This window comes from Prauserella aidingensis (assembly GCF_024171865.1).
Taxonomy (GTDB): domain Bacteria; phylum Actinomycetota; class Actinomycetes; order Mycobacteriales; family Pseudonocardiaceae; genus Prauserella; species Prauserella aidingensis.
Map to the genome: position 1 here is coordinate 64,256 of NZ_JAMTCN010000010.1, position 26,357 is coordinate 90,612.

Genomic DNA, 26,357 nt, shown 5'->3' on the forward strand with positions numbered 1-26,357 from the left:
ACGCATGAAACGCCCCGTCTCGCCGTTGCCGCAACGCAACGGACTCGACGCCGCGCGGCTGCGGCTCCCCGTCGACGGGACGTGGGCGACCGTGCGCGACCACCTGGTGCAGCGGCTGCACCGGCTGGAACCCGCCTACGTCGACGAGATGATCACGGCGGGCCGGTTCGTCACGGCCACCGGTGCCGTCACGACCGACACCCCGTACGTGCCGGGCGAGTTCGTGTGGTTCCACCGCGACCTGCCCGACGAGGTGCCCGTACCGTTCGACATCGGCATCGTGTATCGCGACGACGACCTGGTGGTGGCCGACAAACCGCATTTCCTCGCGACGATCCCCCGCGGTAAGCACGTCATGCAGACTGCTCTGGTGCGGCTGCGCGACGAGCTCGGCCTGCCCGAGTTGAGCCCCGTGCACCGGCTCGACCGCGTGACCGCCGGGCTGCTGATGTTCACCGTGCGGCGGGAGCTGCGCGGGCCGTACCAGAACCTGTTCCGCGACCGCGTGGTGCACAAGGAGTACGAGGCGATCGCCCCGTACGACCCTCGGCTCACGCTGCCGCGCACGGTGCGGAGCCGGATCGTCAAACGCCGCGAGGTCGTCACCGCCGAGGAAGTGCCGGGCGAACCGAACGCCGAAACCCGCGTCGAGCTCGTCGAGGCCCGCGACGACCTGGGCCGCTACCGCCTGGTGCCCGCCACCGGACGGACGCACCAGCTGCGGGTGCACCTGGCCTCGCTCGGCGTGCCCATCGTGGGCGACTCGTTCTACCCGGTGACGTACGAGACCGCGCTCGACGACTTCCGCAACCCGTTGCAGCTGCTGGCGAAGGTCCTCGAATTCACCGACCCGCTCACCGGGCGGCGCCGCCGGTTCGAGAGCGCCCGCACGCTCTCGGCCTGGCCCGGCTGAGCACGGGTTCAGGCAGGCGACGCGACCGGAAGTCCCATCGACTCGGCGGCCATCCCCAGTCTCTTGTCGTACGTGACGAAGGTGCCCAGGTCTCCTTCGAGGAGCAACGCGGTCGCAAGGTGAATGGCATCGAGAGATCGCAGCTGCGGGTCGGGCAACCGGCCCGCAGCTTCCGCCACGGCCCTGCTCATCTCGATCAAGCCCACCTTCTCCAGTGCGAGATCGGCACGAGGCAGGGCGCCTCCACCCTGGCGGATCGCTGCTCGCCTGGTCTCGACCGACAGCAGCGCGCTCGACACCACGTGTTCGTCCGAACGTTCGCCCACCATCCGACGCAACGCAGGCGTTTCGGCCTCGGCCCACACCAGCTTGAGGAAGGCCGACGTGTCGAGGTAGATCACCAGGCTTCCTCGCCACGCATGTCGGCGAGTACGTCGGTCAGGCCGCGACGACCGTGCGGCACCGGAGGGGGATCGCCCAGCTCACTAACGTGCCCTGCCGGGGGCCGATACTGTCCGGCCGCCTCCAACCGATCGAGAGCGGACCCGTCGGATTCCACGGGCACGAGGTAGGCCACCAAGCGACCACGGTCGGTCACCTCGACCCGCTCGCCGGCTTTTGCCAAGGCGACGTAGTGGGACGCTTGCTGACGAAGCTCCCGGATGCCGATGGACGTCATGAGCCCATTGTAGCATCTGATGTGCTACCTCTGTCTCGTCACGAGCGACCGCGCTGCGCCGACGCTCCCCCGACCCGCTCACCGGGCGGCGACACGCTCACCGGGCGCCGCCGGTTCGAGAGCGCCCGCACCCTGTCCGCCTGGCCCGGCTGAACCCGAGGCCGCAACACGACGCCCGGAGAACGCAACACGGTCCCCGCGATCCGCAACACGGCCCCCGGAGAACGCAACACGGTCTCCTGGGGACGCAACACGGCGCGTGTGGGAGGCCGGCCCGTCCCCGGCTCAGTCGCGTTCGATGCGGTGGCCGATGACCTCCGGGCCGGGGTGGGCAGCACCGGAGCCGTCGCGGCGGTCGTCGACCTCGGGAAGTTCCACCGCGTCGCCCTTGCGGGAACTGCCCGCGGGCCGCGGGCCGATCCACGCGACCCGGACGGCGTCCTCGCCCTTCAGCAACCGGTGAGCACGCACGCCCACGGTCGCGCGGCCCTTCGCGGGGTACTCCGCGAACGGCGTCACCTTCACCGTCTCACCCGTGGCCGTGACGACGAACGGTTCACCGTGCTCGTCGTCGTCCGTGCGCACCGCGCCGAAGAACACGACCTCCGCGTCACCGGACAACTTGACGCCCGCCATGCCGCCGCTCTTGAGCCCCTGCGGCCGCACCAGCGACGCCGAGTACCGCAACAGCGACGCCGCGGACGTCACGAACGCCAGTTCCTCCTCGCCGTCGGTCAACCACGCCGCGCCGACGACCTCGTCGCCCTCCTTGAGATTGATGACCTCGAACTCCTCGGAACGCACGGGCCAGTCGGGGGCGCACACCTTCACCACACCGGCCTTGGTGCCCAGCGCCAGCCCCGGCGACTCGCCGACATGGTCGCCGAGCGGGGCGAGCCCGACGATCCGTTCACCCTTCGCCAGCGGCACGAGTTCTCTCGCCGCCATGCCGCCGCGCAGCGACACCGTGCCGCTCTGCTCCGGCAGCACGGGCAGCGGCAGCACGTCCACCTTGAACGCCCTGCCCGCGCTCGTCACCAGGACCACCTGGCCGCGCGCGGTCGTGCGGACCACGGCCTGCACCGCGTCGTGTTTGACCCGGCCGTTGCGGCGGCGGCTCTCCTGCGCCTCCTCCGACTCGGCCGCAGTGCGGGCGACGAGCCCGGTGGCCGACAGCACCACGTGACACGGGTCGTCGGCGACCTCCAGCGGACCGGCCGGTTTGGACGCGGCCAGCACCTCCTTGAGGTCGCCGTCGATCAGCGCGGTGCGGCGTTCGGTCGGGAAGTCCTTCGCGATCTTCGCCAGCTCGGCCGAGACGACCTTCTTCAGTTCCTTGTCGTCGTCGAGGATCTTCGACAGCTCCGCGATCTCCTCGCGCAGCTTCTCCTCCTCCTGCTCGAGGTCGAGCTTGTCGTACTTGGTCAACCGCCGCAGCGGGGTGTCCAAAATGTACGTTGCCTGGATCTCGGTGAGTTCGAACCGCTTCATCAGGCCCTCCTTGGCGGCCTGCGCGTTGTCGCTCTGCCGGATGAGCTTGATGACCTTGTCGATGTCGACGAGCGCCTTGAGCAGACCCTCCACCAGGTGCAGCCGCTCCTCGCGCTTGCGGCGACGGTAGCGGGTGCGGCGGGTGACGACGTCGTAGCGGTGCTGCAGGAACACCTCGAGCAACGGCTTGAGCCCGAGGGTCTGCGGCTTGCCGTCGACGAGCACGAGGTTGTTGATGCCGAACGATTGCTCCAGCGGCGTCAGCCGGTACAGGTCCGCCAGCAGCGCCTGCGGGTTGACGCCGACCTTGCACTCGATGACCAGCCGCGTGCCGTTCTCGCGATCGGTGAGGTCCTTGACGTCGGCGATGCCCGAGAGCCGCTTCGTCTTGTTGACCTCGTCGGTGATGCGCTCGATGACCTTCTCCGGGCCCACGCCGTACGGCAGCTCGGTCACGGTGATGCCCTGCCGCCTGCTGCCTTCGATCGGGCCGGTCTCCACGGTCGCGCGCATCCGCACGACGCCGCGGCCCGTCTCGTAGGCCTTGCGCACCTGGTCCAGGCCGAGCAGCTGCCCACCGGTCGGCAGGTCGGGTCCCGGCACGAACTCCATCAGCTTGTCGAGCGACGCGTTCGGGTGGTTGATCAGCCAGCGCGCGGCGGCGATGACCTCGCTGAGGTTGTGCGGAATCATGTTGGTCGCCATGCCGACCGCGATCCCGGACGTACCGTTGACCAGCAGGTTCGGGAACGACGCGGGCAGCACCGACGGTTCGAGCAGCTCACCGTCGTAGTTCGGCCGCATGTCGACGGTCTCTTCACCCAGCTCGCCGACGAGCAGCATCGCCTCGGGCGACATGCGAGCCTCGGTGTTGTGGTTGACGAAACCGCCCGCGAGGAAGGAGTGATCGTCCGACTCGACCCGCACGGAGTACACCTCGGCCGGCTCCGCAGCCTCGACCTCAGTGACCTCCTCGAACCGGTACCCGGAGTCCATGATCGGAAGGATCGTCTGCAGGACCTCGGTGTCCTTGATCCGGTCGATGATGCGGAGACGTTCGGTTTCCCAACGCTCCATCCGATCGAAGTTGTGCTGTGTGAGCCATTTCCGCCCGCTGCCGCGCCGATCGAAGTCCGCAGCTCCACGTACGTAGTCGGCCACGAACGGAACGTGGTCGGCACTCAACCGATGCGGGCGTAGCGGAGAGCGCTGCAGCAACTCCTGCAGCTTGGCCTGCTTGGTCTTCAGGAACCCGACGCGCTCGGCGAACGCCTTGACGTTGCGCAACCCCGCGATGACCAGTCGCCGTTCGACCGAACCGCTCTTCCTGGTGTAGGCGCAGATCCGCGCAGTGACGCCGAACTCTGCCAGTAGCTCCTGCAACTCGGATGCCAGCCGCTCACTGTAGGTGCTGTACTGAACGGTGAACGAGTTGTCGGCCTGGCGAACACCACCGTCACCCTCGAACGCGGCCATCAAGAACGCGCGCTTGACTCCCCAACCGCCCGTCCAGACATGCTCCGGCACGAACTTGTCCTTGGCCCCGTGTCCGATGAACTCGGCCAGCGGGCTACGCCGGAACGCGTCCATACCGCCCGCATAGTCCTGGATGTCCAGTTCACGAATCCGCTTCCGGTCCCGACGTGTCTCTCGCTCGTACACATATCGCTGCCCACCGACGAGCTGGTCGTACGCGTGCAATACCTCGTCGAAGTAATGGTCGTCGGTGTTGCTGAACCCGGCACGGTTCTCGGTGGCGAAGCCTTCCGAGACCCACGCGCCCGCGAGCACACCCTGCATGTACTCCCGCGCGGTGGGCACGACCTGCATCCACGCGTTGCGCGCCACACAGACAACCGTGCCCGGTTCGACCTCGTCCAGCCTGCGCCACTGGAACAAGGGGACACCGGCGGGCGCTTCGAGGCACAGTACGAGGTGGTTCTCACTACCGCGCAGTGAATACCCGGACTTCGTGGACATGCGCAGGGTCGGATGGACACCGGAGTTGAAGACCTTGTTCACCCGAACGGTTTTGCCGTCCTTGTCGAGCACCTCGAAGTCGGCCTCCGCCTCCGAGTTCTCAGGCAGATCGACGACGTCGGCGATACGAGGACTCGACCCGTCCGCAAGCCGGATACGGGTTTCACCAACCAGGCAGTAACGCGACGCGGCCGGTCCATCGTCCGGGCTACCGAAATTGCCGTGCCCGTCGACCAGCGGGACGTTCATCGAGAAGTCCTGCGCGAGCCGCACCATCGCGTCGTAGATCGCGACGTCGCCGTGCGGGTGGTAGCGGCCCATCACGTCACCGACGACGCGCGACGACTTCACGTACGCGTGGCTGGGCCGGTAGCCGTTCTCGTTCATGGAGAACAGGATCCGGCGGTGCACCGGCTTGAGGCCGTCGCGCGCGTCGGGCAGCGCCCGGGAGTGGATGACCGAGTAGGCGTACTCCAGGTACGAGTCCTCGATCTCCGTGGCCAGCGAGTTGTCGTAGACCTGGGCGCCGGCCTGGTCGAACGCGGCCGGATCGACGCGGGTGGTCGGGTTCTTACGGCGTGCCATGGTGTTCTCCGGCTCCTGGTTCGTGCTCTGGCGCGGCGGATACGGGTGCGGGGACGGCGGATGCGGGGACGACCGCGCCGTCAGATGTCGATCGCGGCCTGGTCGACGCGTTCGGACGACGAGACGAGCCAGTTGCGGCGTGGTTCGACCTTCTCGCCCATGAGGAGTTCGAGCGCGGCCTCGGCGGCCTCGGCGTCGTCGAGCGTGATGCGGCGGACGGCGCGGGTCGCGGGGTTCATCGTCGTCTCCCACAGCTCGTCGGCGTCCATCTCGCCGAGACCCTTGAACCGCGGCACGGGCTTCTTGATCGTCTTGCCCTTCGCCTCGAGTTCGGCGACCTTCTCCTGCATCTCGCGCTCGGTGAAGGTGTAGTGCGTCTCCTCGTTCTTGCCCTTCGTGACGACCTTGTGCAGCGGCGGCATCGCGGCGTAGAGCCTGCCCTCGTCGATGACCGGCCGCATGTAGCGGGCGAACAGCGTGATCAGCAGGGTGCGGATGTGCGACCCGTCCACGTCGGCGTCGGCCATGACGATGATCCGGCCGTAGCGCATCGCCGACATGTCGAACGTCCGCCCGGTGCCCGCGCCGAGGACCTGCACGATGTTGGAGATCTCGGCGTTCTTCAGCGCGTCACCGAGCCCGGCCTTCTGCACGTTGAGGATCTTCCCGCGCAATGGCAGCAACGCCTGGTACTCGGACACCCGCGCACTGCGGGCACTGTTGTGCACGAACACGCCCGATTCCAGTGCGAAGTTGTGGTAGTGGTCCACGGTCAGGTCGTAGACGTCCTCGGTCTCGTCGAGGAACTCGACAGCCGCCACGCGATGATTGACATGCTGCGCTGCTTCCCGAAGTCGGCGGTAGTCGCCGTGGTAGTGCGCGAGCAGCCTCTCGAACCGGAGGCCCGTCCGCGCCGTGTCCAGCCGAAGCGCTTCGTACGCACCCTCCAGCTCGCCGTCCGACACGTCGAGAACGTTGGCGAGCCGTTTCAGCGCAGCGATCCGGCGGCCCTCGTTCTGCTGGGCGACCCTCTCCGGCTTCGGAACGGTCTCGACGTAACGAGCACGCCCCTTCTGGACCCGTGCGAGGTGACCGGTGTCGGGGCCGGACATGCGCACCGAATGCCGCAGGCCGAACTCGGGGTGGGCCTCGTGCCAGGCGGTCACCGCTGCACGCTGACGGTCACGCTCTGCCTGATCGGAGAACTGCTCGACCGTCTTCCGTGAGCGCCATGCACGCAGTTCCTCGTCTTGCCACTGCTCCTTCGAGCGGCGGCTCCACTCCTCCCTGCGACCCGGCTCCGCGAAGAAGATCCGCACACGTTCCGCCGCGTCGGCCCGGTGCTCGGGGTGCGCCCAGTACTCGGCCTGCCAGCGACGCATCCGCTCGGCGTACTCGGCACGCTCGACGTCGCTCAACGAGGCATACCAGTCCTGGAAGCCCTGCTCGACCTTCGCGCGGAACTCGGGATCCGCGTTCCGCTCGGCCAGCCGGGCCAGGCACCCGGCTCGGAACTCCGGGTCCTGCCACTGTTCGGACAGCATCGCCGACTTGAACTCCAGGCCACCGCTGGCCAGCCAGGCCCGATAGCCCTCGCGAACGTGCTCACCCATCATCGCTGCGTGGAGCGCAGCGTGGTCCTCCCACGTCATCCTGCGGATGTTGCGGGGATCGTTGTTCCGCTTATCGACATCGACGTGATGGCGAACGTTCCCGTTGGCAGGGCTGTCGAAGCCGTTCCGCAGGTTGTATCCGTCCGCGAGGTAGTGGGTGTAGACCCACTCCTCACGGTCGTTCATCCACACGCGCTCGTAACCGTCGAGGTTGTCCCCTGCGGACTTGGCGGACACGCTGCGGTACAGCGGCATGAGCGAATCCCCGGCCGCCAGCTGGTCCGCACGCCGGTACGAACCGTCACGAAGCCGGAACAGATGGTCCGGGGTACACCGAACCGATTCGCCGTTGTCGAGCCGCACCCGCACGAGCTGCGCACCGCGTTTGGTCACCCGGGGTTCGACGAGCGGGGCGAGCACGACCCGCCCCTCGGCGTTCGTCGTGTAGCCGAAGTGCGTGATCCCCTGTTCCCAGTCAGCGGCCAGCTCGACGAACGTCTTGCTCCCGCCGCTCGCCAACGCGACGCGCGTGTCACCGGTGAAGCAACCGAGTGCGCTGTCGCCTTCCACGAGGAACAGCTCACTGCGGGCGATGCCGGTCGCGCGGCAGTCGACGAGCTTCGGCGGCATGGCGGCGCCCTCGAGCGCCGTCTTGCGCCGCGCGGCGTCCTTCTGCTGCTTCTGCGCGATGCGCACCCGGGAGGCGTCGACGATCTTCTGCAGCACCGTCTTGGCCTCGGACTTCGTCCGGCGGTTGTCGGTCCAGGCGCGGATCTCCTTGTCGACGATGCCCTGCAGCACCTTGGTGATGCCCGCGGTCGACAGTTCGTCCTTGGTCTGCGACGTGAACTGCGGCTCCGGGATGCGCACGTGGACGATCGCGGTCATGCCCTCGGTGATGTCGTCGAGGGTCGGCGGGTCCTCCTTCGGCTTGAGCAGCCCCCTGGTCTTGGAGATCGCCTCCTGCAACGATTTCGTCAGCGCCCGGTCGAAGCCCTTCCGGTGCGTGCCGCCGTGCACGTTGCGGATGGTGTTGGTGAAGCACTCGATGGTGCGCTCGTAACCGGTGCCCCAGCGCAGCGCGACGTCCACCTCCGCCCGCCGTTCCACATTGGACTGCATGACGCCGTTCTCGTCGGCTGCGTTCTCCTTGTAGGTGCCCTCACCGGAGATCGTGATCGTCCCGGACACCGCACGGTCGCCGGTCGGAGCGAGGTACTCGACCATGTCGGCGAGGCCGTTCGGGTAGTGGAACGTCTCCTCCTCGATCGTGCCGACCTCGCCGTCGGTGGCGGTCCGCAGCACGTAGGTGACGCCGGGCACGAGGAACGCGGTGTGCTGCAGCTTGGTGCGCACGTGCTCGATGTCGAGCTCCGCGCCCTGCTCGAAGTACCGCGAGTCGTACCAGTAGCGGATCGTCGTGCCGGTGGACTCCCCGCGCTTCATCTTGCGTGCGACGCGCAATCCCGACTGCGGCGTGAACTTCGCCTTCGGACCGGGACCGTCGAACACGCCTGCCACGCCGCGGGCGAACGACATCTCGTGGACCTTGCCCGCCCGCCGGACCTGCACGTCGAACCGCAGCGACAGCGCGTTCACCGCCGATGCGCCGACGCCGTGGAGCCCGCCCGAGGCCTTGTAGCCGGAGCCACCGAACTTGCCGCCCGCGTGCAACCGGGTCAGCACCAGCTCGACGCCGGAGATTCCCGACTTGGCGTGGTTGTCGGTGGGGATGCCACGGCCGTTGTCGTCCACCTCGACACTGCCGTCGGCGTGCAGCGTGACGACGACACGATCGGCGTGGCCCGCCACGCCCTCGTCGGTGCAGTTGTCGACGATCTCGGCGAACAGATGGTTCACGCCGCGGCTGTCGGTGGACCCGATGTACATGCCGGGCCGCTTCCGCACCGCTTCCAATCCCTCGAGGTGGGTCAGATCGTCGGCCCCGTACAGGGTCTCGGCCGAAGCAGTCACAGGGTCGTCTCTCCCGGTCTCGTGATGCGATGGCGGCGTCCCGTTCACCCCGCGGGCGAGCCGCCTCGTGCGGGCTTCCGGCACCGGTCGGATTCACCGGCCCCGGCGGAAGGCACCGTACTGCAGCGTATCCGCACGGCCGGACATTCCGGGGCACCCACCGGCCACACAGCCCCGCGACGGCGACCGATATGTGACCCAGTTCATCCTTCGCCTGCGCCGGTCGTCGACTCGGCGAACTCGGCACGCACTCCGAGCAGTCGCACCGGGCGGTCGAACTCGAAGCGGCCCAGCACGGTCAGCGCGGCCCGTTCGAGAGCGTCGCCGACCCGGGTGCGCTGGACGTTCTCGCCGGGACCACTCGTCGCGGGCCGCCGACCGTCGCCCTCCCGCCCGCCGGCCACGGGGTCGACGGGTTCGGGGTCGACGGGTTCGGGGTCGACGGGTTCGGGGTCGACGGGTTCGGGGTCGACGGGTTCGGGCAGCGTGGTGCTGCGGGTACGGGTGACGAACGGTGCGAACCGCACTTTCACGGCCACCCGCGCGACGGGGCGCCCCTCGGCGATCACGTCGTCGGCGACACGCCGGGCGAGCTCCCGCACGGCGGCGTCGGCGTCGGTGCGCTCCGTGAGGTTCCGCTGGAACGTCGTTTCGCGGCTGCGCGACTTCGCCACGTGCGGTGTGGCCGCGACCTCGCGGTCGCCCCAGCCGTGGGCCAGCACGCGGAAGAACGGCCCCATGGTCGGGCCGAACCGCGCGGCCAGTGCGTCGCGATCGGCCTCGGCGAGCTGTCCGACCGTGGTGATGTCGAGTTCGGCGAGCTTCTTGACCGTGCGGCTCCCGATGCCCCACAGCGCGTCCGGAGGGCGGTGCGCCATCACGGGCAGCCAGTCCGACTGCGTCAGCCGACGGATACCACCGGGTTTGGCGAATCCGGTGGCGGTCTTCGCGCGCAGTTTGTTGTCGCCGATTCCCACGGAGCATTCCAATCCGCAACGCAGGCGCACGATGTCGCGCACGCGCTGCGCCAGATCTTCCGGGTCATCGGTTTCCGCGCCGAGAAACGCCTCGTCCCAGCCTGCCACCTCCACGACGACCGGCAGTTCCCGCAATGCCGCCATGACGCGTTCCGACACCTCTTCGTAGGCGGGCGAATCCGAGGGCAGGAATACCGCCTCGGGACATTTCCGTTGCGCCGTCCGCAGCGGCATTCCCGAGTGCACGCCGAAGGCCCTGGCCTCGTACGACGCCGTCGCGACGACGCCGCGCTGCGCAGGGTCGCCCGCCCCGCCGACCACCACGGGTTCGCCCCGCAGTTCCGGATGCCGCGCGATCTCGACGGCGGCGATGAACTGATCGAGATCGACGTGCAGTACCCACTCCACATCACTCAGTATGCGGTACTCCCACGACATTCGGCGCCGGTGATCGTTGCGGTTCTGCCCGAATGCGGTCGAGTCCGCACCGTTTCCCGAATGTGGCGCACGTGGCACGTGACGGACGTCGCGCCGGACACGAAGTTGAACGTGGAACAAAGCGGCCCGCCGCGGCCGTTGGACGAAGTGTTCGCTCGTCGCCACGCGGTCACCTCCGAGACGGAAGACGGTCTACGGGAGGCGCGTGCCCGACCCCGACACGCGACACCGCCCCCCGAGGAACAACCGGCGGGCATCGCCGCGCCACGGCATCGCCACATCCGGCGTCGCCACACCCGGCGTCGCCGCGCCACGGTCACGTCGGACGTCGACACGTCCCGGCGAGCGGACACGTCCGAACACGACACCCGACGAACAGCACGTCCGACGTGACGACACGTCGTTCGTGAGTCGCGCCGCGAAAGGAGGGCGCCCGCACCATGAACAAGTCCGACCAGCCACAGAGCCTCGAGTGGGTGCACGACGCCGCCTGCCGCGACGAGGACCCGGAACTGTTCTTCCCCGTGTCCGACATGGGCCCGGGTTCGCAGCAGGCCGCGCAGGCGAAGGCGGTCTGCGCACGCTGTCCCGTTCGGGACCAGTGCCTGTCCTACGCGCTGGACAATGGTCTCGACTTCGGGATCTTCGGCGGCCTCACCCAGGAGGAACGCCGCGAGTTCGCACGCCGCCGTAGCGAGTCCGCTCCGCGGGCGGCGTGACACCCGGCTCCGTCGGGCGGTGGTCCCCCGGCATCGCCCGACGGAGCCCTCGTTCACGGACGTCCACGTCCCGCACGTTCGCCGACGCCCCAGACGTGCCAGGCGTCCTCCGACGTTCGGCTCGTCCCCCGACGTTTCCCGTCGTTCCACGCGTCGCCGCCCGACGCGGCGACGGTGTCGCACCGCTCCCGTCGGCCGAACCGGCATGACCTGGCGCCCCCCATCATGCATATCTGCATGCATAAAACGCCGTTTTCCGGCATGCAGACATCCGCCAACCTGTGTCACCAGTCACAGTACAAATGTCCGGTTATGCATAACATATACATATCAACCTGGGTGATGTTCGATAACTAAAATGCCCTACCGTGGGGAATCCCAAGTGGCAACGACGAACGGACTCAGGGCCCAGACACCGGGGCGGCTGCGCTGAAGGTGCGCGAACGGACCGCACGAGCGGGGTTCCCACCTCATCGCCGGCACCAACCCATCCCGGGGTCGGCACACCGGAAGGGGAACGCGTGACACTGCAGGTTGGAGAACAGGACGGGCCGGCCCAGGAGGGCCAGGGCGCCTTCGCCGCGGCGACGGGCCGCAGCCTCGAAGGCGACAACGCCAAGCCCCGTTACCTGGAGTACCAGCGTGAACTGATCCGGCCGTACGCCGGACGCTCCGTGCTGGAGATCGGCGCGGGTGACGGCGAGTTCGTGTCGGGCTACCACGACGCCGAGCGGTACGTCGTCACCGACGTCGACCCCGAGGCCGTGCAGCAGATGAAGACGCGTTTCGCCGACCGCTCCGACGTCGAGGTGCAGCAGTTCGACGGCGACGGCACCGGCCGTCTCGACGAGCCGGTCGAGACACTGCTGGCCATCAACGTGCTCGAGCACATCGAGGACGACGCCGGGGCGCTGCGCAGCCTGTCGAAGTCGGTGACGCCGGGCGGCAAGGTCATCATGTTCGTGCCGGGATACCAGCAGCTGTACGGCGAGTTCGACCGGCTGGTCGGCCACTACCGCCGCTACACGCCGCGCACCCTCGCGACCGCCGCGCAGCGTGCCGGCCTGACGACCGAGGTCTCCAAGCCGGTCAACTTCCTGGGCGCGTTCGCCTGGTGGGCCGCGGTCCGCAAGGGCGGCACCGGCTCGCCGAACCCGAAGCTCGTGGCGCTGTACGACCAGTACGTCGTGCCGGTCACGAAGGCGATCGAGAAGAACGTGCGGGTGCCGTTCGGGCAGTCGATCCTGCTCGTCGCGCGTACCCCGGTGGCCTGACCGCCGACCCCGCCCTGCCGTAAGAATTCCGTGACGCCGCTCCGGCGACGCAACGATTCACGGCACGACGACGTCGCGGCGCCACGATTTCACAGCGACACAACGGAAAGCGCGATCGCCCACTGCTAACGTGCAGGGAGGAGCCCGGCACCGCCGGCGCGTTGTCAGTGAGTGACCGGGAGGACACAGCAGGCGATGGAGATTCTCACCATCGATACGCCGTCGCTGGGCGATCGCAGCTATCTCGTGCACGACGGGCAGGTGGCGTTCGCGGTCGACCCGCAGCGGGACATCGACCGGATGCTCACGTTGCTGGAGGACCGCGGCGTCCGCCTGTCGGCCGTGTTCGAGACCCACATCCACAACGACTACGTGACGGGCGGGCCGGCCCTGGCACGGTTGACCGGCGCGTCGTACCACGTCAACGCCGAGGACCCGGTCTCGTTCGAGCGCACCCCGATCTCCGACGGCGACGTCGTCGAGGTCGGGGCGATGCGCGTGCGCGCGCTGGCCACGCCGGGCCACACGTTCACGCACCTGTCGTACGCGGCGGCCCACGGCGATGACAGCCCGGTGGTGTTCACGGGTGGCTCATTGTTGTTCGGATCGACCGGAAGGCCCGATCTGCTCGGCCCCGAGCACACCGAGGACCTGGCTCACGCCCAGCACGCCTCCGCCCGGCGGCTCGCCGCCGAGCTGCCCGACGACACACGAGTGCTGCCGACGCACGGTTTCGGCAGCTTCTGTTCCGCGACGCCGACGTCGGGCGACGCGTCCACCATCGGCCACGAGAAGCGTGTCAACCCGGCGCTGACCGTCGACGAGTCGTCCTACGTGGAGAGCCTGCTCGCCGGGTTGGACGTCTACCCGGCGTACTACGCGCACATGGCGCCCGCCAACCTGGCGGGACCCTCCGAACCGGACCTGGCTCCCCCGCATCGCGCCGATTCCGCGGAGCTGAGGCGCCGCATCGACGCGGGTGAATGGGTCGTCGACCTCCGCACGCGGACGGCGTTCGCCGCGGGGCACGTCGCGGGCACGCTCAACTTCGGTATCGATGGCGGTTTCGCGACCTACCTGGGCTGGCTGTTGCCGTGGGGAACGCCGCTGACGCTGCTCGGCGAGACGCCCGAGCAGATCGCCGAGGCGCAGCGGGAACTCGTCCGCATCGGCATCGACCGGCTCGAGGCGGCCGCGACCGGCAACGTCCGGGAGTGGGCGTTCGGCGGCGAGCTGCGGTGGTTCGAGACGGCGTGTTTCGCCGATCTCGCCCAGGTCCGCCACCACCGGCACGTGGTGGTGCTGGACGTGCGGCGCAGGTCCGAATGGGACTTCGACCATCTCGACGACGCGGTGCACATCCCGCTGCACGAGCTGTTGGAGCGCATGGACGAGATCCCCGCCGGGGAGGTGTGGGTCCACTGCAAGTCCGGCTACCGGGCGGCCATCGCCGCCTCCCTGCTGGCCGCGGCGGGCCGGCACGTCGTGTCCATCAACGACGACTTCGCCGCGGCCGCCTGATCGCCCGGACCCACGACCGGGTCCGGGCGAGGCGGCCGTCGTGGACGGACGGCTACGGCTCCAGGAACGCCGCACAGGCGACGGCGACGAAGGCAGCCTCGGGCGCGCGGTAGGTCACCTCGGCCCACCGGTCGTCGGTGACCTGCTCCCCGTCCGTTCCGACACAGCTGTAGGTCCCGCCGATGACGTAGGGCCCGCACGGCTCGGCTCCGCCGGCGTGACGGCAGGTCGTGTAGTTGTCGCAGGTCAGCGTGGTCAACGCGGACGATTCCAGGTTCGGACCGGTGCGCACGTTGAGGTTGCACTCGTTCACCGCGTTCGCGTGCACGAGTGCGGGTCGCCCCGTGCCGGAGGTCGACTCCGGCTCGGCGGCCGACACCGTTCCCGTGGCCAGGCCCGCCGCCGCGACCGCACACGACACGGTCGCGGCCACCCGTACGGCTCGTCTCGTCACGTTCACTCCCCTTCTCGGCCCACGGCCTGCCGACGCGCGGGCTCGGTGATCAACTGTCATGGTGGGTATCGGCTGTGGTAGCCGCCCACTCGATCGCCGGACCGGCTGGTTTCGCCGGTTTACGGGCCCACCGGCGAGTGGTAAGCGGCAACGCCGCCGGCGACACCGTTCGTGAAAGAGGGGTCCAGTGCCGTCCCAATCCAGCGAGGACACGGAAGCCGTGACCGGCGATCCCGCGAGCGATCAGGCCACGGTGCTCGGCCTGATCGCGGACCCGGACATGCCGGAGACGATCGCCGACCGCCTGGCCGACACGCTTCCGGATCAACTCGACGGCGAATGGCACGTCGAAGTGGACGCCGACCCGGTGACGGCCACGTTGAAAGGCACGTCGGAGATCCTCGAGCAGACGGCGCACAAATGCGACGCCCACGGGTGGACGTACGCCATCTGCATCACCGACCTGCCGGTGCGCTCCGACGACGGGCCGGTCGTGGCGGACATCGACCACGACCGCGGGGTGGCCGTCGTGTCCGTCCCCGGGATGGGCGGCCTGCAGACCCCCAGGCGCGTCCACCAGGTGATGCGACAGGTCATCGACGAGCTCCTCGGCGAACCCGAAGAGCGGGACGAGCCGGGCCGGACGCGCGAACAGCGCAGGCACGGCCTCAGCGGCAGGGCCATCGGCCTGCTCGCGCCCATCCGCCGCAAAGCCGTTGAGACCGAGGGCAGCCACCTAGACGTGCGGTACGTGACGCCGGGCAGGCGCGGCAGACTGCGCCTGCTCTCGGGCATGGTGCGCACCAACCGGCCGTGGCGACTGGTGTTCGGCCTGTCACGGGCACTGGCGGCCGCCGTGGCGACGAGCGCGTTCGGCCTGTCGTCGAGCACGATCTGGATGGTCGGCGACCAGCTGAACATCGGGTTCAAGGTGCTGACGACGGTGACGGTGATCGCGGCACTCGTGACCTGGCTGATCGCCGCACACGACCTGTGGGAGAAACGCGGCGACACCCGGTCGGATCCACAGCTGGCGTGGCTGTACAACGCGTCGACCCTGTTGACCCTGATCATCGGCGTGGTCGCGCTGCTGCTGATCCTGTTCGTCGTCAACTTCCTGCTGGCGTGGCTGATCCTGCCGGCGTCACTGCTGACCAGCATGCTCGGCACCGAGACCGGGGTCGGCACGTACCTGGCCGTGGCCTGGGCGTTCACCACGCTCGGCGGCATCGCGGGCGCACTCGGATCGAGCCTGGAGACCGACCAGGCCGTGCGGCAAGCGGCCTACGGCTACCGCGAGAGCCGCCGCCGTGCCGAATACCAGGAGCAGGAGTCCAGCTCCGACGACTCCGGCGGCTCCGGTTCCGACGACTCCCGCGACTCCGAATCCAGCGGCTCCGGCTCCGGCGAGTCCTGACGTCTGCCGCCCCGTGGGCACCACGCCGCGGAGTGCCGGGGCCGCCGCTACGCGGCTCCGTTCGAGTCGCTGTGATCGCCTCCCGCGAGCTCGACGATCGCGGCGGCGACCCGGTCCCCGTCGGGCAGCGTGTCGGGCGAGAGCACGAACTGGACCGCGAGGCCGACGACCATGGCGTGCACGACCGTGCCGATCCCGTCGGCGGCGTCGGCATCGAGGTCCGTGGTGTCGCGGCCGAGCACCATGGCCGCGAGCTCCGTGCGGGCCTGCCTGCTCGCCTCGGCGAGTGCCACGCGAATGTCGTCGCCGAACTCCGCCTGCGCGTAGGCCTGGGTGGTCGCCACGACGAGTTCCCGCTGGTGCGGCAGGGAGGCCAGCAGTTCGGTCATCGCCACCCGTAGCCGCTGCACCGGGTCGGCGTCGGCGCTGGCGCGCACGGCACGTTCGATCACGTCGCCCCATTCGCTCTGCGCCTCGAGCGCGGCGAGGTTCATGAGCGCGTCCTTCGAGCCGAAGTGGTATCCGATCGAGGCGAGGTGCGACCCGGACGCCGTGGCGATGTCCCGCGCGGTCGTGCGGGAGTAGCCCTTCTCCACGAGACAGCGTCGCGCCCCGGCCAGCAGGTCCTCACGTTGGCTCATGGCCGTCACTATGCCCCGGAGACGTCGGCCGCCGCGCGACCGGGCCGGCGTTCGAACGGTGTCGACACGGCTGACCAGGTCGTTTTTACGTACGTACATCTTGCACACGATTTTGACGTACGTACAATCAAGTGGCATGCACACCGACTCCCCCTCCACCGCCCGCACCTGGTGCGGCCTCGTGGTCCTGCTGCTGCCCGCGCTGCTGACGTCGATGGACATCTCGGTGCTGTTCGTGGCGGCGCCCGCGATCACCGAGGCACTCGAGCCGACGTCGGGGCAATGGCTGTGGGCGATGGACATCTACGGCTTCGTGATGGCCGGACTGCTCGTCACCATGGGCGGACTCGGCGACCGATTCGGACGGAAACGCCTCCTGCTGGCGGGCGCCGCACTGTTCGGCGCGGCCTCGGCGATCGTGGCCTACGCGCCGAACGCCGAGTCGCTCATCGTCGGCCGGGCCCTGCTGGCGATCGGCGGCGCGACGCTCGCACCGTCCACACTGGCGCTCATCCGCACCATGTTCACCGACGAAGGCCCGCGCCGGATCGCCGTCGGCGCGTGGACCGTCGCATTCTCCGGGGGATCGGTCGCGGGGCCGATCGTCGGCGGGATGCTGCTCGAGCAGTTCTGGTGGGGAGCGGTGTTCCTCATCAACGTTCCGGTGATGGTGCTGCTCCTCGTCGCAGGACCCGTGCTGCTGCCCGAATCGCGCAACCCGAGGCCGGGACCGTTCGACCTCGCGGGCGCCGCCCTGTCGCTGACGGCCGCGCTGGCCGCGGTGTACACGCTCAAACGCGTCGCCGACGACGGCGCCGACCTCGTGGCCGCCGCGGCAGCCCTGTTGGCCCTCGCGGCCGGCGCGGGCTTCGCGGTGCACTCCCGGCGTGCCGCCGACCCGTTGTTCGACGTCGGACTGCTGCGCAGGATCCCGTTCGCGACGGCGATCGGTGCGAACACCGTCGTCGCGGTGGCGACCACCGGCCTCGGCGCGCTGGCGTTCACGTTCCTGCAGCTGGTGCACGGACTGTCGGCGTTGGAGTCGGCGCTGTGGGCACTGCCCACCTTCGCGGGCGCGATCGCGGGCTCGGCGGCGTGTGCCGCGCTCGCGGGCCGCGCGCGTCCACCGGTGCTCCTCGCGGCCGGGCTCACGATCGCGGCCGCCGGACTCGGCGTCGTCGCCTTCGGCGGCCCCGACGATTCCCTGGCGGTGTTCCTCGCCGGCTACACCGTGCTGACGACGGGTGTGGGCATGACGGCCACCGCGGCGAACTCGCTCGTGCTGACGACCGCTCCCCCGCAGCGCGCGGGGGCGGCCTCCGCGCTCTCCGAGACGAGCACGGAGTTCGGCGGCGCACTGGGGATCGCGACGTTCGGCACCGTCGCGAGCGCGGTCTACACGTCCGGGATCGCCGACGTGGCGACCGGCAGGATTCCCGCCCACGCCGCCGACACGGTCGCCGCCACGCTCACCGCCGCAGGAGCGCTCGACGAACCACGGCGCACCGTCGTACGCGAGGAAGCGCTGGCCGCCTACACCGACGGGCTCACGGCCGCCGCGACCACGGGACTGCTCGTCACGGCGCTCGCCGCCGTGGGTGCGCTCACCGTCGGCCTGCGACAGCGACAACCCGCCGACGTCACGCGCTGACGCCCGCGACGCGGAACGCCCCGCGACGCCGAAGTGGCCCGCGACGCGGAGTGGTCCGTGACGCCGAGCGGCCCGCCGCCGGGAATCCCCGGGCGACGGGCCGCTCGCTGTGTCTCAGGCCGGGATCAGGCCTGGACGTCGAACCGGTCGAGGTTCATGACCTTGTCCCACGCCGCGACGAAGTCCGCGGCGAACTTCTGCTTCGCGTCGTCGGCGGCGTACACCTCGGCCACCGCACGCAGCTCCGAGTTGGAGCCGAACAGCAGGTCCACCCGGCTGGCGGTCCACTTGGCCTCGCCGGTCGCGCGGTCCTTGCCGACGAACTCCTCGGAGGCGTCGGTGGTGGGCTCCCACTCGGTGCCCATGTCGAGCAGGTTCACGAAGAAGTCGTTGGTCAGCGCCTCCGGCTTCGACGTGAGCACACCGCTGCTCGAGCCCTGGTAGTTGGCACCCAGCACGCGCAGGCCACCGAGCAGCACCGTCATCTCCGGCGCGGTCAGCGTGAGCAGGTTGGCCTTGTCGATCAGCGCGTACTCGGCGGGGAGCGGGTTGCCCTTGCCGTAGTAGTTGCGGAACCCGTCGCTGCGGGGCTCCAGGTGCGAGAACGACTCGACGTCGGTCTGCTCGGCCGTGGCGTCACCGCGGCCCGGCGTGAACGGCACCGTGACGTCGACGCCCGCGGCCTTGGCGGCCTTCTCGACGCCCACGACACCGGCCAGCACCACGACGTCGGCGAACGACACCGGCTTGCCGAACGAGGTCTGGACCTCCTCCAGCTTCTTCAGCACCGGCTTGAGCTTCTCCGGCTCGTTGGCCTCGAAGCTGACCTGCGGCTCCAGACGGATCCGGCCACCGTTCGCACCGCCGCGCTTGTCGCTGCCGCGGAACGTGGACGCCGCGGCCCACGCGGTGGAGACGAGCTCGGACACCGACAGGCCGGTGTCGGCGATCTTGCCCTTGAGCTCGGCCACGTCGGCCTCGCTCGGCACGTACTCCGGCTTCGGGATCGGGTCCTGCCAGATGAGGTCCTCGGACGGGACCTCGGGGCCGACGTAACGGTCCTTCGGGCCCATGTCGCGGTGGGTCAGCTTGAACCACGCGCGGGCGAAGGCGTCGGCGAACTCCTCCGGGTTCTCCATGAACCGGCGGGAGATCGGCTCGTAGATCGGGTCGACCTTCAGCGACAGGTCCGTCGTGAGCATGCTCGGCTGGCGGTTGAGCTCGCCGGTCTCCGGGTCGGGGACCGTGTTGTTGGCCATGCCATCCTTCGGACGCCACTGCCAGCCGCCGCCCGGGCCCTCGTAGACCTCCCACTCGTAGGCGAAGAGGTTGTGGAAGAACCAGCCGCTCCACTGGGTCGGAGTCGGGCTCCAGGTGACCTCGAGACCACTGGTGATGGCGTCGCGGCCGACACCGGTGCCGTGGCTGTTCTTCCAGCCGAGTCCCTGCGCCTCCAGCGGGGCGGCCTCGGGGTCGGGGCCGTTGTTGGAGTCGGGAGCGGCACCGTGGGTCTTGCCGAACGTGTGACCACCGGCGATGAGAGCGACGGTCTCCTCGTCGTTCATCGCCATCCGGCCGAACGTCTCGCGGATGTCGCGCGCGGCGGCCACCGGGTCCGGCTTGCCCTCGGGGCCCTCCGGGTTGACGTAGATGAGGCCCATGTGCGTGGCGCCGAGCGGCTGCTCGAGCTCGCGGTTCTCCTCACCGCCGGAGATCCGCTGGTCGCTGCCGAGCCACGTGGTCTCGGAGCCCCAGTAGACGTCGGTGTCCGGCTCCCACGCGTCGACGCGGCCGCCTGCGAAGCCGAACGTCTTCAGGCCCATCGTCTCGAGCGCGACGTTACCGGTGAGGACCATCAGGTCGGCCCACGAGATCTTCTTGCCGTACTTCTTCTTGACCGGCCACAGCAGACGGCGCGCCTTGTCGAGGCTCACGTTGTCGGGCCAGCTGTTGAGCGGGGCGAACCGCTGCTGACCACCGTCGGCACCGCCGCGGCCGTCGCTGACCCGGTAGGTACCCGCGCTGTGCCAGGCCATGCGGATCATCAGCGGGCCGTAGTTGCCGAAGTCGGCGGGCCACCAGTCCTGCGAGTCCGTGAGGACGTCGGCGATGTCCTTCTTGACCGCCGACAGGTCGAGGGACTCGAACTCCTTGGCGTAGTCGAAGTCCTCGTCCATCGGGTCGGACGCAGGCTGGTTCTTCGCCAGGATCTTCAGGTTGAGCTTGTTCGGCCACCACACCGTGTTGCTGTCACCCTGGGTCGGGTGCGGCAGACCCTGGTCGTGCAGGACGGGGCAGCCGCCCGCGGCCGCTTCGTTGCTCTCGGACAATGGACATCCCTTCAGGTGGATCAGCGTTGATCAGGAACTAACTGCGGAACACTCGGGGCACACGCCCCAGTAGATGATCTCGGCCTCGTCGATGCTGAAGCCGTGGTCGTCGGAGGCCTCCAGGCACGGAGCCCCGCCGACGGCGCAGTCGACGTCGGCGATCCGGCCACAGGAGCGGCACACGACGTGGTGATGGTTGTCCCCGACCCGCGTCTCGTACCGCGCGACGGAGCCCATGGGCTGAATACGCCGGACGAGTCCGGATGCCGTCAACGCGCGCAGCACGTCGTAGACAGCCTGATGGGAGACCTCACCGAGCTCCTCACGCACGCGACCGATGATCGAGTCGGTGTCGGCGTGAGGATGTTCGTGCACCACGGACAGCACCGCCACCCGCGGACGGGTGACACGCAGGGAGACCCCGCGCAGCAGCTGTTCGAGATCCGTGGTCGTAGGCACGGCCGCCAGTCTGCCCCAAAATCTTGAATGAATCAAGAATTACGCACGGCCGGGTTACGGCGCACCCCCAGGGGCACCTTGGTGGCAGTCGACACAGCCACGTGTCAGCGTGCCGACGAGGCGCGGCGGCCGGACCGGTGGGCGGGAGCACCGAATCTCCCCCTCACGTCGACGAGTTCCGCCGGCGCCCGAGCCGGTGCACAAGGGGAGAGTTCGTCGCACCCAGTGCAACCACAGTGCCCTTGGGGGCTCACGGGTTCGCCGCCCTTGGGGGCGTGATGCGCCGCACGTCATCGGGAGTTCCGGCGGCGGACACTCGAAGTTAGGGTAGGCACAGTTAAGCGCCCCGTATCCGTTTCGTCCCCGCCCCCGAAAGGCCGACGCCATGAGCCGCGCCGCCCGCCTGGTCCGAAGTCTGTTCACCGTGCTCCTCGCCGGCGCGCTCGCGGTCCTCACCGGCTGCACCACGACCGGCTCCGAGGGTGGTTCCGACAGCGGCGCACAGCAGCTGAACCCGCAAGCCGACGCGTCGCAGTTCCCGGTCACGATCCCCACGAAGTTCGGCGACGTGACCGTCGAGGAGCCGCCGCAGCGCGTCGTGGCGCTCGGCTGGACCGACGCCGAGGTCGCGATGGCCCTCGGCGTGCAGCCGGTCGGCGTGGCCGACTGGCTCGAGGTCGGCGGTGACGGCCTCGGCCCGTGGTCGACGCAGAAGTTCGACCGCCCACCGCAGAAACTCGGCACGCTCGAGGTCGACATGGAGAAGGTCGCCTCGCTCAACCCCGACCTCATCCTCGACACCCGGTCGAGCGGCGAGCGCGGACGGCACGACCGCCTCAGCGAGATCGGCGTGCCCGTCGTCAGCCTGCCCGAGGGCGCCGACGACTACCTCACGACGTGGCAGCAGCAGCTCGACATGATCGGCAAGGCTCTCGGCAGGCAGGACGAGGCCCGTCAGCTGCGGAAGGATCTCGACGCCAAGTTCGACCGGGTCGCGGGCGAGCACCCCGAGTTCAAGGGCAAGGAGATGGTGCTGGCCTCGCGCCTGCCCGACGCGTGGGGCGCATACCGCGACGGCGACGGCCGCGTCGAGTTCATGGAACGCCTCGGGTTCGTCAACTCGCCGCGTATCGAACGCCAGCCCAGCGGCCGAGGGTTCACCGTGCCCATCTCCGACGAACGCCTCGACCTGCTCGACGCCGACCTGACCGCGGTGTTCCTCATCGGCGCGAAGCCCGAGGACGTCACCGGCGACCCGCTGTACCAGGCGATCCCGTCGGTCGAGAAGGGCAACGACCTCGTGCTCAGCGACCAGGACATCTCGCTGGCGTTCTCCAGCAACTCGGTGGTCGGCCTGTCGTGGGCGCTCGACGAGGTCGTCCCGCTGCTGGCCGGCACCCTCGGCGACTGACGCTCACCGGCGACCGTGCGGAGATTCCTGGGGATCGGCGGCCTCCTGGCGGCGGCGTGCGCGCTGAGCCTGGCGGTCGGCACCAAGAACATCCCGGTGACGACCGTGTTCGAGGCGCTCACGGCGTTCGATCCGGGCGACGTCGACCACCTCGTCGTCAGCGAACGCCGCGTGCCGCGGACCCTGGCGGGCCTGCTCGTCGGCGCCGCACTCGGACTGGCGGGCACGCTCATCCAGGGCGTGACGCGGAACCCGCTGGCCGATCCCGGCATCTTCGGCGTCAACGCGGGAGCCGCGCTGTTCGTGGTGCTGGGGATCGCGGTGTTCGGGGTGACGAGCCTGACCGGGTACGTGTGGTTCGGGTTCGCGGGTGCGGCGGCCGCCTCCGCGGTGGTGTACGCGATCGGTTCGCTCGGCCGCGGCGGAGCGGCCCCGCTGAAGCTCGCGCTCACCGGGGCGGCACTGACGGCTGCGCTGAGTTCGCTGCAGAGCGCCGTCCTGCTGACCGACCCGGCCACGCACGACCGGTTCCGGTTCTGGCAGGTCGGCAGCCTCGCCGGCCGCGACCCGGACGTCGTCGGCCAGGCGCTGCCGTTCCTCGTGGTCGGCGTCGCCGGTGCGCTGCTGCTCGGCAAGGTCCTCAACGGACTGTCGCTCGGTGACGACGTCGCGCGCTCCTTCGGGCAGAACACGACGACCGACCGCGTGTGGTGCGGCCTGGCCGTCGTCGTGCTCGCCGGCGCCTCGACCGCGCTGGCCGGTCCGATCACGTTCCTCGGGCTCGCGGTGCCGCACCTCGCACGCACGGTGGCGGGTCCCGACTACCGGCGCATCCTGCCGCTGTCGATGCTGATCGGACCGGTCCTGCTGGTCCTGGCCGACGTCCTCGGGCGGGTGGTCGCGCGGCCCGGCGAGGTACAGGCCGGTGTCGTGACGGCCCTGCTCGGCGCACCCGTCCTCGTGCTGCTCGTGCGACGGAGGAAACTGGCCCGATTATGAACCCGACGACCACCGAACCGGCTCCGGCGCCCGCGACGGCCCCGCGGCGCGGACGGGCGACGTCCGACGACGTGGCCCGCGTCTCGCGTGCCCGCGGCCGGGAACGCAGGCGGTCGGCCGCCGTCACGGCGGGGCTCGCGGTCGCCGTCACGGTGGTGCTGCTCGGCGCGCTCGCCGTCGGCGACTTCCGGATCGGCATTCCGGACCTGCTGGCCAGGCTCGCCGGGCAGCCCGTCGGCGCGCAGCAACCGCGGATCGACTACGTGCTGTTCGACCTGCGTCTCCCACGTGCGGTGACCGGCCTGCTCGTGGGTGTCGCGTTCGGACTCGCGGGGTCGGTGTTCCAGCGACTGCTGCGGAACCCGCTGGCCAGCCCGGACGTGCTCGGCATCTCGGCAGGCGCCGGCGCCGCGGCGGTGCTCGCCATCGTCGCGTTCGGCGCGAGCGGGTTCGCGGTCTCCGCGGGCGCGTTCACCGGTGCCGTCGCCGCGTCCGCGCTGATCTACGCACTCGCCTGGCAACGCGGCATCAGCGGCTACCGGCTCGTGCTGATCGGCATCGGTGTCAACGCGGCACTGCTGGCGGCGGTCTCGTTCCTCATGACGCGCGCCGACATGACCGACGCGCAGCAGGCGCTGCTCTGGCGCACGGGCAGTCTGTACGACAGCTCGTGGGGCGAGGTCACGGCCCTGTCGAGCTGCCTGCTGGTGCTCGTACCCGCGGCCTTGCTGCTCGCACGGGCACTGCCGACATTGCAGCTCGGCGACGACTCGGCGCGCGGGCTCGGACTGCCGGTCGAACGCTCCCGGCTCGCGCTACTGCTCGTCGCGACCGGACTGATCGGCGTCGGCACCGCGGCGGCCGGACCGGTCGCGTTCGTGGCGTTCCTGTCGGGCCCGATCGCGTCCCGCATGCTCGGCGGCGCTCGCCCCGGCGTCGTGCCCGCCGCGCTCGTGGGTGCGCTCGTGACGCTCTGCTCGGATTTCGCGGCCCAGCACCTGTTCGGCGACCATCAGTTCCCCGTCGGCGTCGTGACCGGAGCCGTCGGCGCGCCGTACCTGCTGTGGCTGCTCGCGAAAAGCAATCGCGCCGGACACGGCGGATGAGGAGGACAACCGTGACAGCACACCCCGCGGCCGGCGCGGCCGTCGACGCCCGGCGGTCCACCGTGCACACCGAGCGGGTCGGCCTCGGCTACGGCGACCGCCGGGTGGTCGACGACCTGTCCGTGGCCGTTCCTCCGGGGAAGATCACGGTGATCGTCGGCCCCAACGCGTGCGGCAAGTCGACGCTACTCCGCGGCATGGCACGACTGCTGCGGCCGACGTCCGGCGGCGCCTACCTGGACGGCAAGAGCATCCACTCGCTGTCGAGCCGCGAGGTCGCCCGGAAGTTGGGCATCCTGCCGCAGTCACCGTCGGCCCCCGAGGGCATCACCGTGACCGACCTCGTCGGCCGCGGCCGCTCGCCCCACCAGGGCTGGTTCGGCCGCTGGTCGGACACCGACGAACAGGCGGTCGCCGACGCGATGCGCGCGACGGGCACGCTCGAACTGGCCGAGCGCTCGGTCGACGAACTCTCGGGCGGGCAGCGGCAGCGCGTGTGGATCGCCATGGCGCTCGCCCAGCGCACCGGTGTGCTGCTGCTCGACGAGCCGACGACGTTCCTGGACCTCACCCACCAGATCGAGGTGCTCGACCTGCTGGCGGACCTCAACCACGCCGAGGGCACGACGATCGTGGCCGTGCTGCACGACCTGAACCTCGCGTGCCGCTACGCCGACCACCTCGTCGTGCTGTCCGAGGGCAGGCTCGTCTCCGAGGGCGCGCCACGGGACGTCGTCACCGAGCAGCTGGTGCGGGACGTCTTCGCACTGCCGAGCCGGGTGATCGACGACCCCGTGTCGGAAACCCCGCTGATCGTGCCCATCGGCAGGCACCACGTCACCGGCGACGTCACCGGCGACGCGGCGGCCGTCGGTACACCGGCCGACACCGACGGCACGACCGACCCGGCCACCGCCCGCCGCGCCGACGCCGGCCCGTCCCCCGTGGGCCCCGACGTCGAGGACCGCGGCGCCAAGGACCACGGCGTCGATGCCCACGGCGTCGATGCGGCGGACCCCGGATCGGACGACGGCGCGGAGCCTGCCGGGTCCGTCGTGTCGTCGGAGGCCGCGCTGCGGGAGGTCGTCGCCGAACCGGTCGCGCTGATCGCCGACAAGGCGGCCCCCGCCATCGACGACGAGTCCCGGCGGTTCGTCGAGACGGCGCCGCTGCTGATGCTGGCCTCCGCGGGCGACGACGGCCGCGTCGACGTGTCCCCGCGCGGCGACGAGCACGGCAGCGCGATCGTGCTGGACGAGCGCACCGTCGCGTTCGCCGACCGTCCCGGCAATCGGCGCGTCGACAGCATGCGCAACATCCTGCGCAACCCGCGCGTGGCGATGCTGTTCCTGGTTCCCGGCACCGAGCACACCCTGCGCGTCAACGGCTCCGCCGCGATCGTCCGTGACGACGAGCTCCTCGCCCGGCTCGCCGTGAAGGGGTCGCGGCCGGAGTTGGCCGTCGTCGTCACGGTGTCGGAGGTTTTCGTCCACTGTGGACGCGCTTTCAGTCGATCGAAGCTCTGGGAGCCCGAAACGTGGCCGGAACGGGGGTCACTGCCGACCGTGGGAACCCTCCTCAAGGCCCACTCCGCACTCCGCGATTCCTTCCGCGAAGCCGACGAGCCACCCACCGACTGACGACCCCCGTGTTGCGGCTTCCGGGGCTCGTGTTGCGGATCCGCGGGGCCGTGTTGCGGATTCCGGAGGCCGTGTTGCGGATTCC

At 69.9% G+C, this 26,357-nt stretch carries 18 protein-coding genes and 2 pseudogenes; 11 read left to right on the forward strand and 9 right to left on the reverse strand.

The features are described from left to right. The first annotated feature begins 4 nt into the window (after positions 1-4). Positions 5-913, forward strand: coding sequence for an RluA family pseudouridine synthase (locus tag LY13_RS12780; RefSeq protein WP_253828624.1), 909 nt, complete (start codon positions 5-7; stop codon positions 911-913). Positions 914-921: 8 nt separating this feature from the next. Here LY13_RS12780 and LY13_RS12785 read toward each other — a convergent pair whose 3' ends face one another. The 5 genes from LY13_RS12785 to LY13_RS12805 all read right to left on the reverse strand — a co-directional run bounded on the left by LY13_RS12785 (position 922) and on the right by LY13_RS12805 (position 10,629). Then, the gene (locus tag LY13_RS12785; protein ID WP_253828625.1) at positions 922-1,314 is read right to left on the reverse strand and encodes a type II toxin-antitoxin system VapC family toxin; all 393 of its coding nucleotides are present in this window, start codon (positions 1,312-1,314) and stop codon (positions 922-924) included. Then, the gene (locus tag LY13_RS12790) at positions 1,311-1,592 is read right to left on the reverse strand and encodes a type II toxin-antitoxin system Phd/YefM family antitoxin (RefSeq protein ID WP_253828626.1); all 282 of its coding nucleotides are present in this window, start codon (positions 1,590-1,592) and stop codon (positions 1,311-1,313) included. The genes LY13_RS12785 and LY13_RS12790 overlap by 4 nt, the downstream gene beginning before the upstream one ends. Before the next feature lie 285 nt (positions 1,593-1,877). Next, entirely contained in the window at positions 1,878-5,648 is a 3,771-nt protein-coding gene (locus LY13_RS26180; protein ID WP_253828627.1) for a DNA gyrase subunit A, read from the reverse strand. An 80-nt stretch (positions 5,649-5,728) separates the two neighbouring features. Continuing rightward, positions 5,729-9,235 (reverse strand): ATP-binding protein, encoded by a 3,507-nt coding sequence (locus tag LY13_RS12800; protein WP_253828628.1) that lies wholly within the window; start codon positions 9,233-9,235, stop codon positions 5,729-5,731. Positions 9,236-9,438: 203 nt separating this feature from the next. Further along, complete coding sequence (locus LY13_RS12805; protein WP_253828683.1) at positions 9,439-10,629, reverse strand: DNA polymerase IV; 1,191 nt, start codon at positions 10,627-10,629, stop codon at positions 9,439-9,441. A 461-nt stretch (positions 10,630-11,090) separates the two neighbouring features. Here LY13_RS12805 and LY13_RS12810 point away from each other — a divergent pair, with 461 nt between their 5' ends. From LY13_RS12810 to LY13_RS12820, 3 genes are all read left to right on the forward strand, one after another. Continuing rightward, positions 11,091-11,369, forward strand: coding sequence for a WhiB family transcriptional regulator (locus tag LY13_RS12810; protein ID WP_253828629.1), 279 nt, complete (start codon positions 11,091-11,093; stop codon positions 11,367-11,369). A gap of 521 nt (positions 11,370-11,890) precedes the next feature. After that, positions 11,891-12,643, forward strand: coding sequence for a class I SAM-dependent methyltransferase (locus LY13_RS12815; protein WP_253828630.1), 753 nt, complete (start codon positions 11,891-11,893; stop codon positions 12,641-12,643). Between the two features lie 195 nt (positions 12,644-12,838). Next, positions 12,839-14,164: an MBL fold metallo-hydrolase gene (locus tag LY13_RS12820; protein ID WP_253828631.1), complete on the forward strand. Its 1,326-nt coding sequence runs from the start codon at positions 12,839-12,841 to the stop codon at positions 14,162-14,164. A gap of 52 nt (positions 14,165-14,216) precedes the next feature. Here the strand turns inward: LY13_RS12820 and LY13_RS12825 are convergent, their stop codons facing one another. Continuing rightward, positions 14,217-14,618, reverse strand: a complete 402-nt coding sequence (locus tag LY13_RS12825) for a hypothetical protein (RefSeq protein ID WP_253828632.1) — start codon at positions 14,616-14,618, stop codon at positions 14,217-14,219. Between the two features lie 220 nt (positions 14,619-14,838). Here LY13_RS12825 and LY13_RS12830 point away from each other — a divergent pair, with 220 nt between their 5' ends. After that, the gene (locus LY13_RS12830) at positions 14,839-16,035 is read left to right on the forward strand and encodes a hypothetical protein (protein ID WP_253828633.1); all 1,197 of its coding nucleotides are present in this window, start codon (positions 14,839-14,841) and stop codon (positions 16,033-16,035) included. A gap of 47 nt (positions 16,036-16,082) precedes the next feature. Here the strand turns inward: LY13_RS12830 and LY13_RS12835 are convergent, their stop codons facing one another. Further along, entirely contained in the window at positions 16,083-16,676 is a 594-nt protein-coding gene (locus LY13_RS12835; protein ID WP_253828634.1) for a TetR/AcrR family transcriptional regulator, read from the reverse strand. Between the two features lie 136 nt (positions 16,677-16,812). On the opposite strand from LY13_RS12835, the gene LY13_RS12840 reads away from it, so the two are divergent. Then, entirely contained in the window at positions 16,813-18,327 is a 1,515-nt protein-coding gene (locus LY13_RS12840) for an MFS transporter (RefSeq protein ID WP_253828635.1), read from the forward strand. A gap of 125 nt (positions 18,328-18,452) precedes the next feature. On the opposite strand, the gene katG is transcribed toward LY13_RS12840, so the two are convergent. After that, the gene (gene katG, locus LY13_RS12845; protein ID WP_253828636.1) at positions 18,453-20,657 is read right to left on the reverse strand and encodes a catalase/peroxidase HPI; all 2,205 of its coding nucleotides are present in this window, start codon (positions 20,655-20,657) and stop codon (positions 18,453-18,455) included. A gap of 30 nt (positions 20,658-20,687) precedes the next feature. Next, positions 20,688-21,116 carry a Fur family transcriptional regulator gene (locus tag LY13_RS12850; protein ID WP_253828637.1) on the reverse strand — a complete coding sequence of 143 codons (429 nt, stop codon included), beginning with the start codon at positions 21,114-21,116 and terminating at the stop codon, positions 20,688-20,690. 385 nt (positions 21,117-21,501) lie between these two features. On the opposite strand from LY13_RS12850, the gene LY13_RS12855 reads away from it, so the two are divergent. The 5 genes and pseudogenes from LY13_RS12855 to LY13_RS12875 form a co-directional block, all read left to right on the forward strand. After that, a complete protein-coding gene (locus LY13_RS12855) occupies positions 21,502-22,527 on the forward strand; it encodes an iron-siderophore ABC transporter substrate-binding protein (RefSeq protein ID WP_253828638.1) in 1,026 nt (341 codons plus the stop codon). A gap of 15 nt (positions 22,528-22,542) precedes the next feature. Beyond that, positions 22,543-23,526, forward strand: coding sequence for a FecCD family ABC transporter permease (locus tag LY13_RS12860; RefSeq protein WP_253828639.1), 984 nt, complete (start codon positions 22,543-22,545; stop codon positions 23,524-23,526). Further along, complete coding sequence (locus tag LY13_RS12865) at positions 23,523-24,632, forward strand: FecCD family ABC transporter permease (RefSeq protein WP_253828640.1); 1,110 nt, start codon at positions 23,523-23,525, stop codon at positions 24,630-24,632. The genes LY13_RS12860 and LY13_RS12865 overlap by 4 nt, the downstream gene beginning before the upstream one ends. Then, positions 24,629-25,468: pseudogene (locus LY13_RS12870) on the forward strand (ABC transporter ATP-binding protein); the annotation flags it as partial. The gene LY13_RS12865 and the pseudogene LY13_RS12870, both read left to right, overlap by 4 nt. A 246-nt stretch (positions 25,469-25,714) precedes the next feature. Further along, positions 25,715-26,272, forward strand: a pseudogene (locus tag LY13_RS12875) (MSMEG_1061 family FMN-dependent PPOX-type flavoprotein); the annotation flags it as partial. Positions 26,273-26,357: the final 85 nt, after the last annotated feature.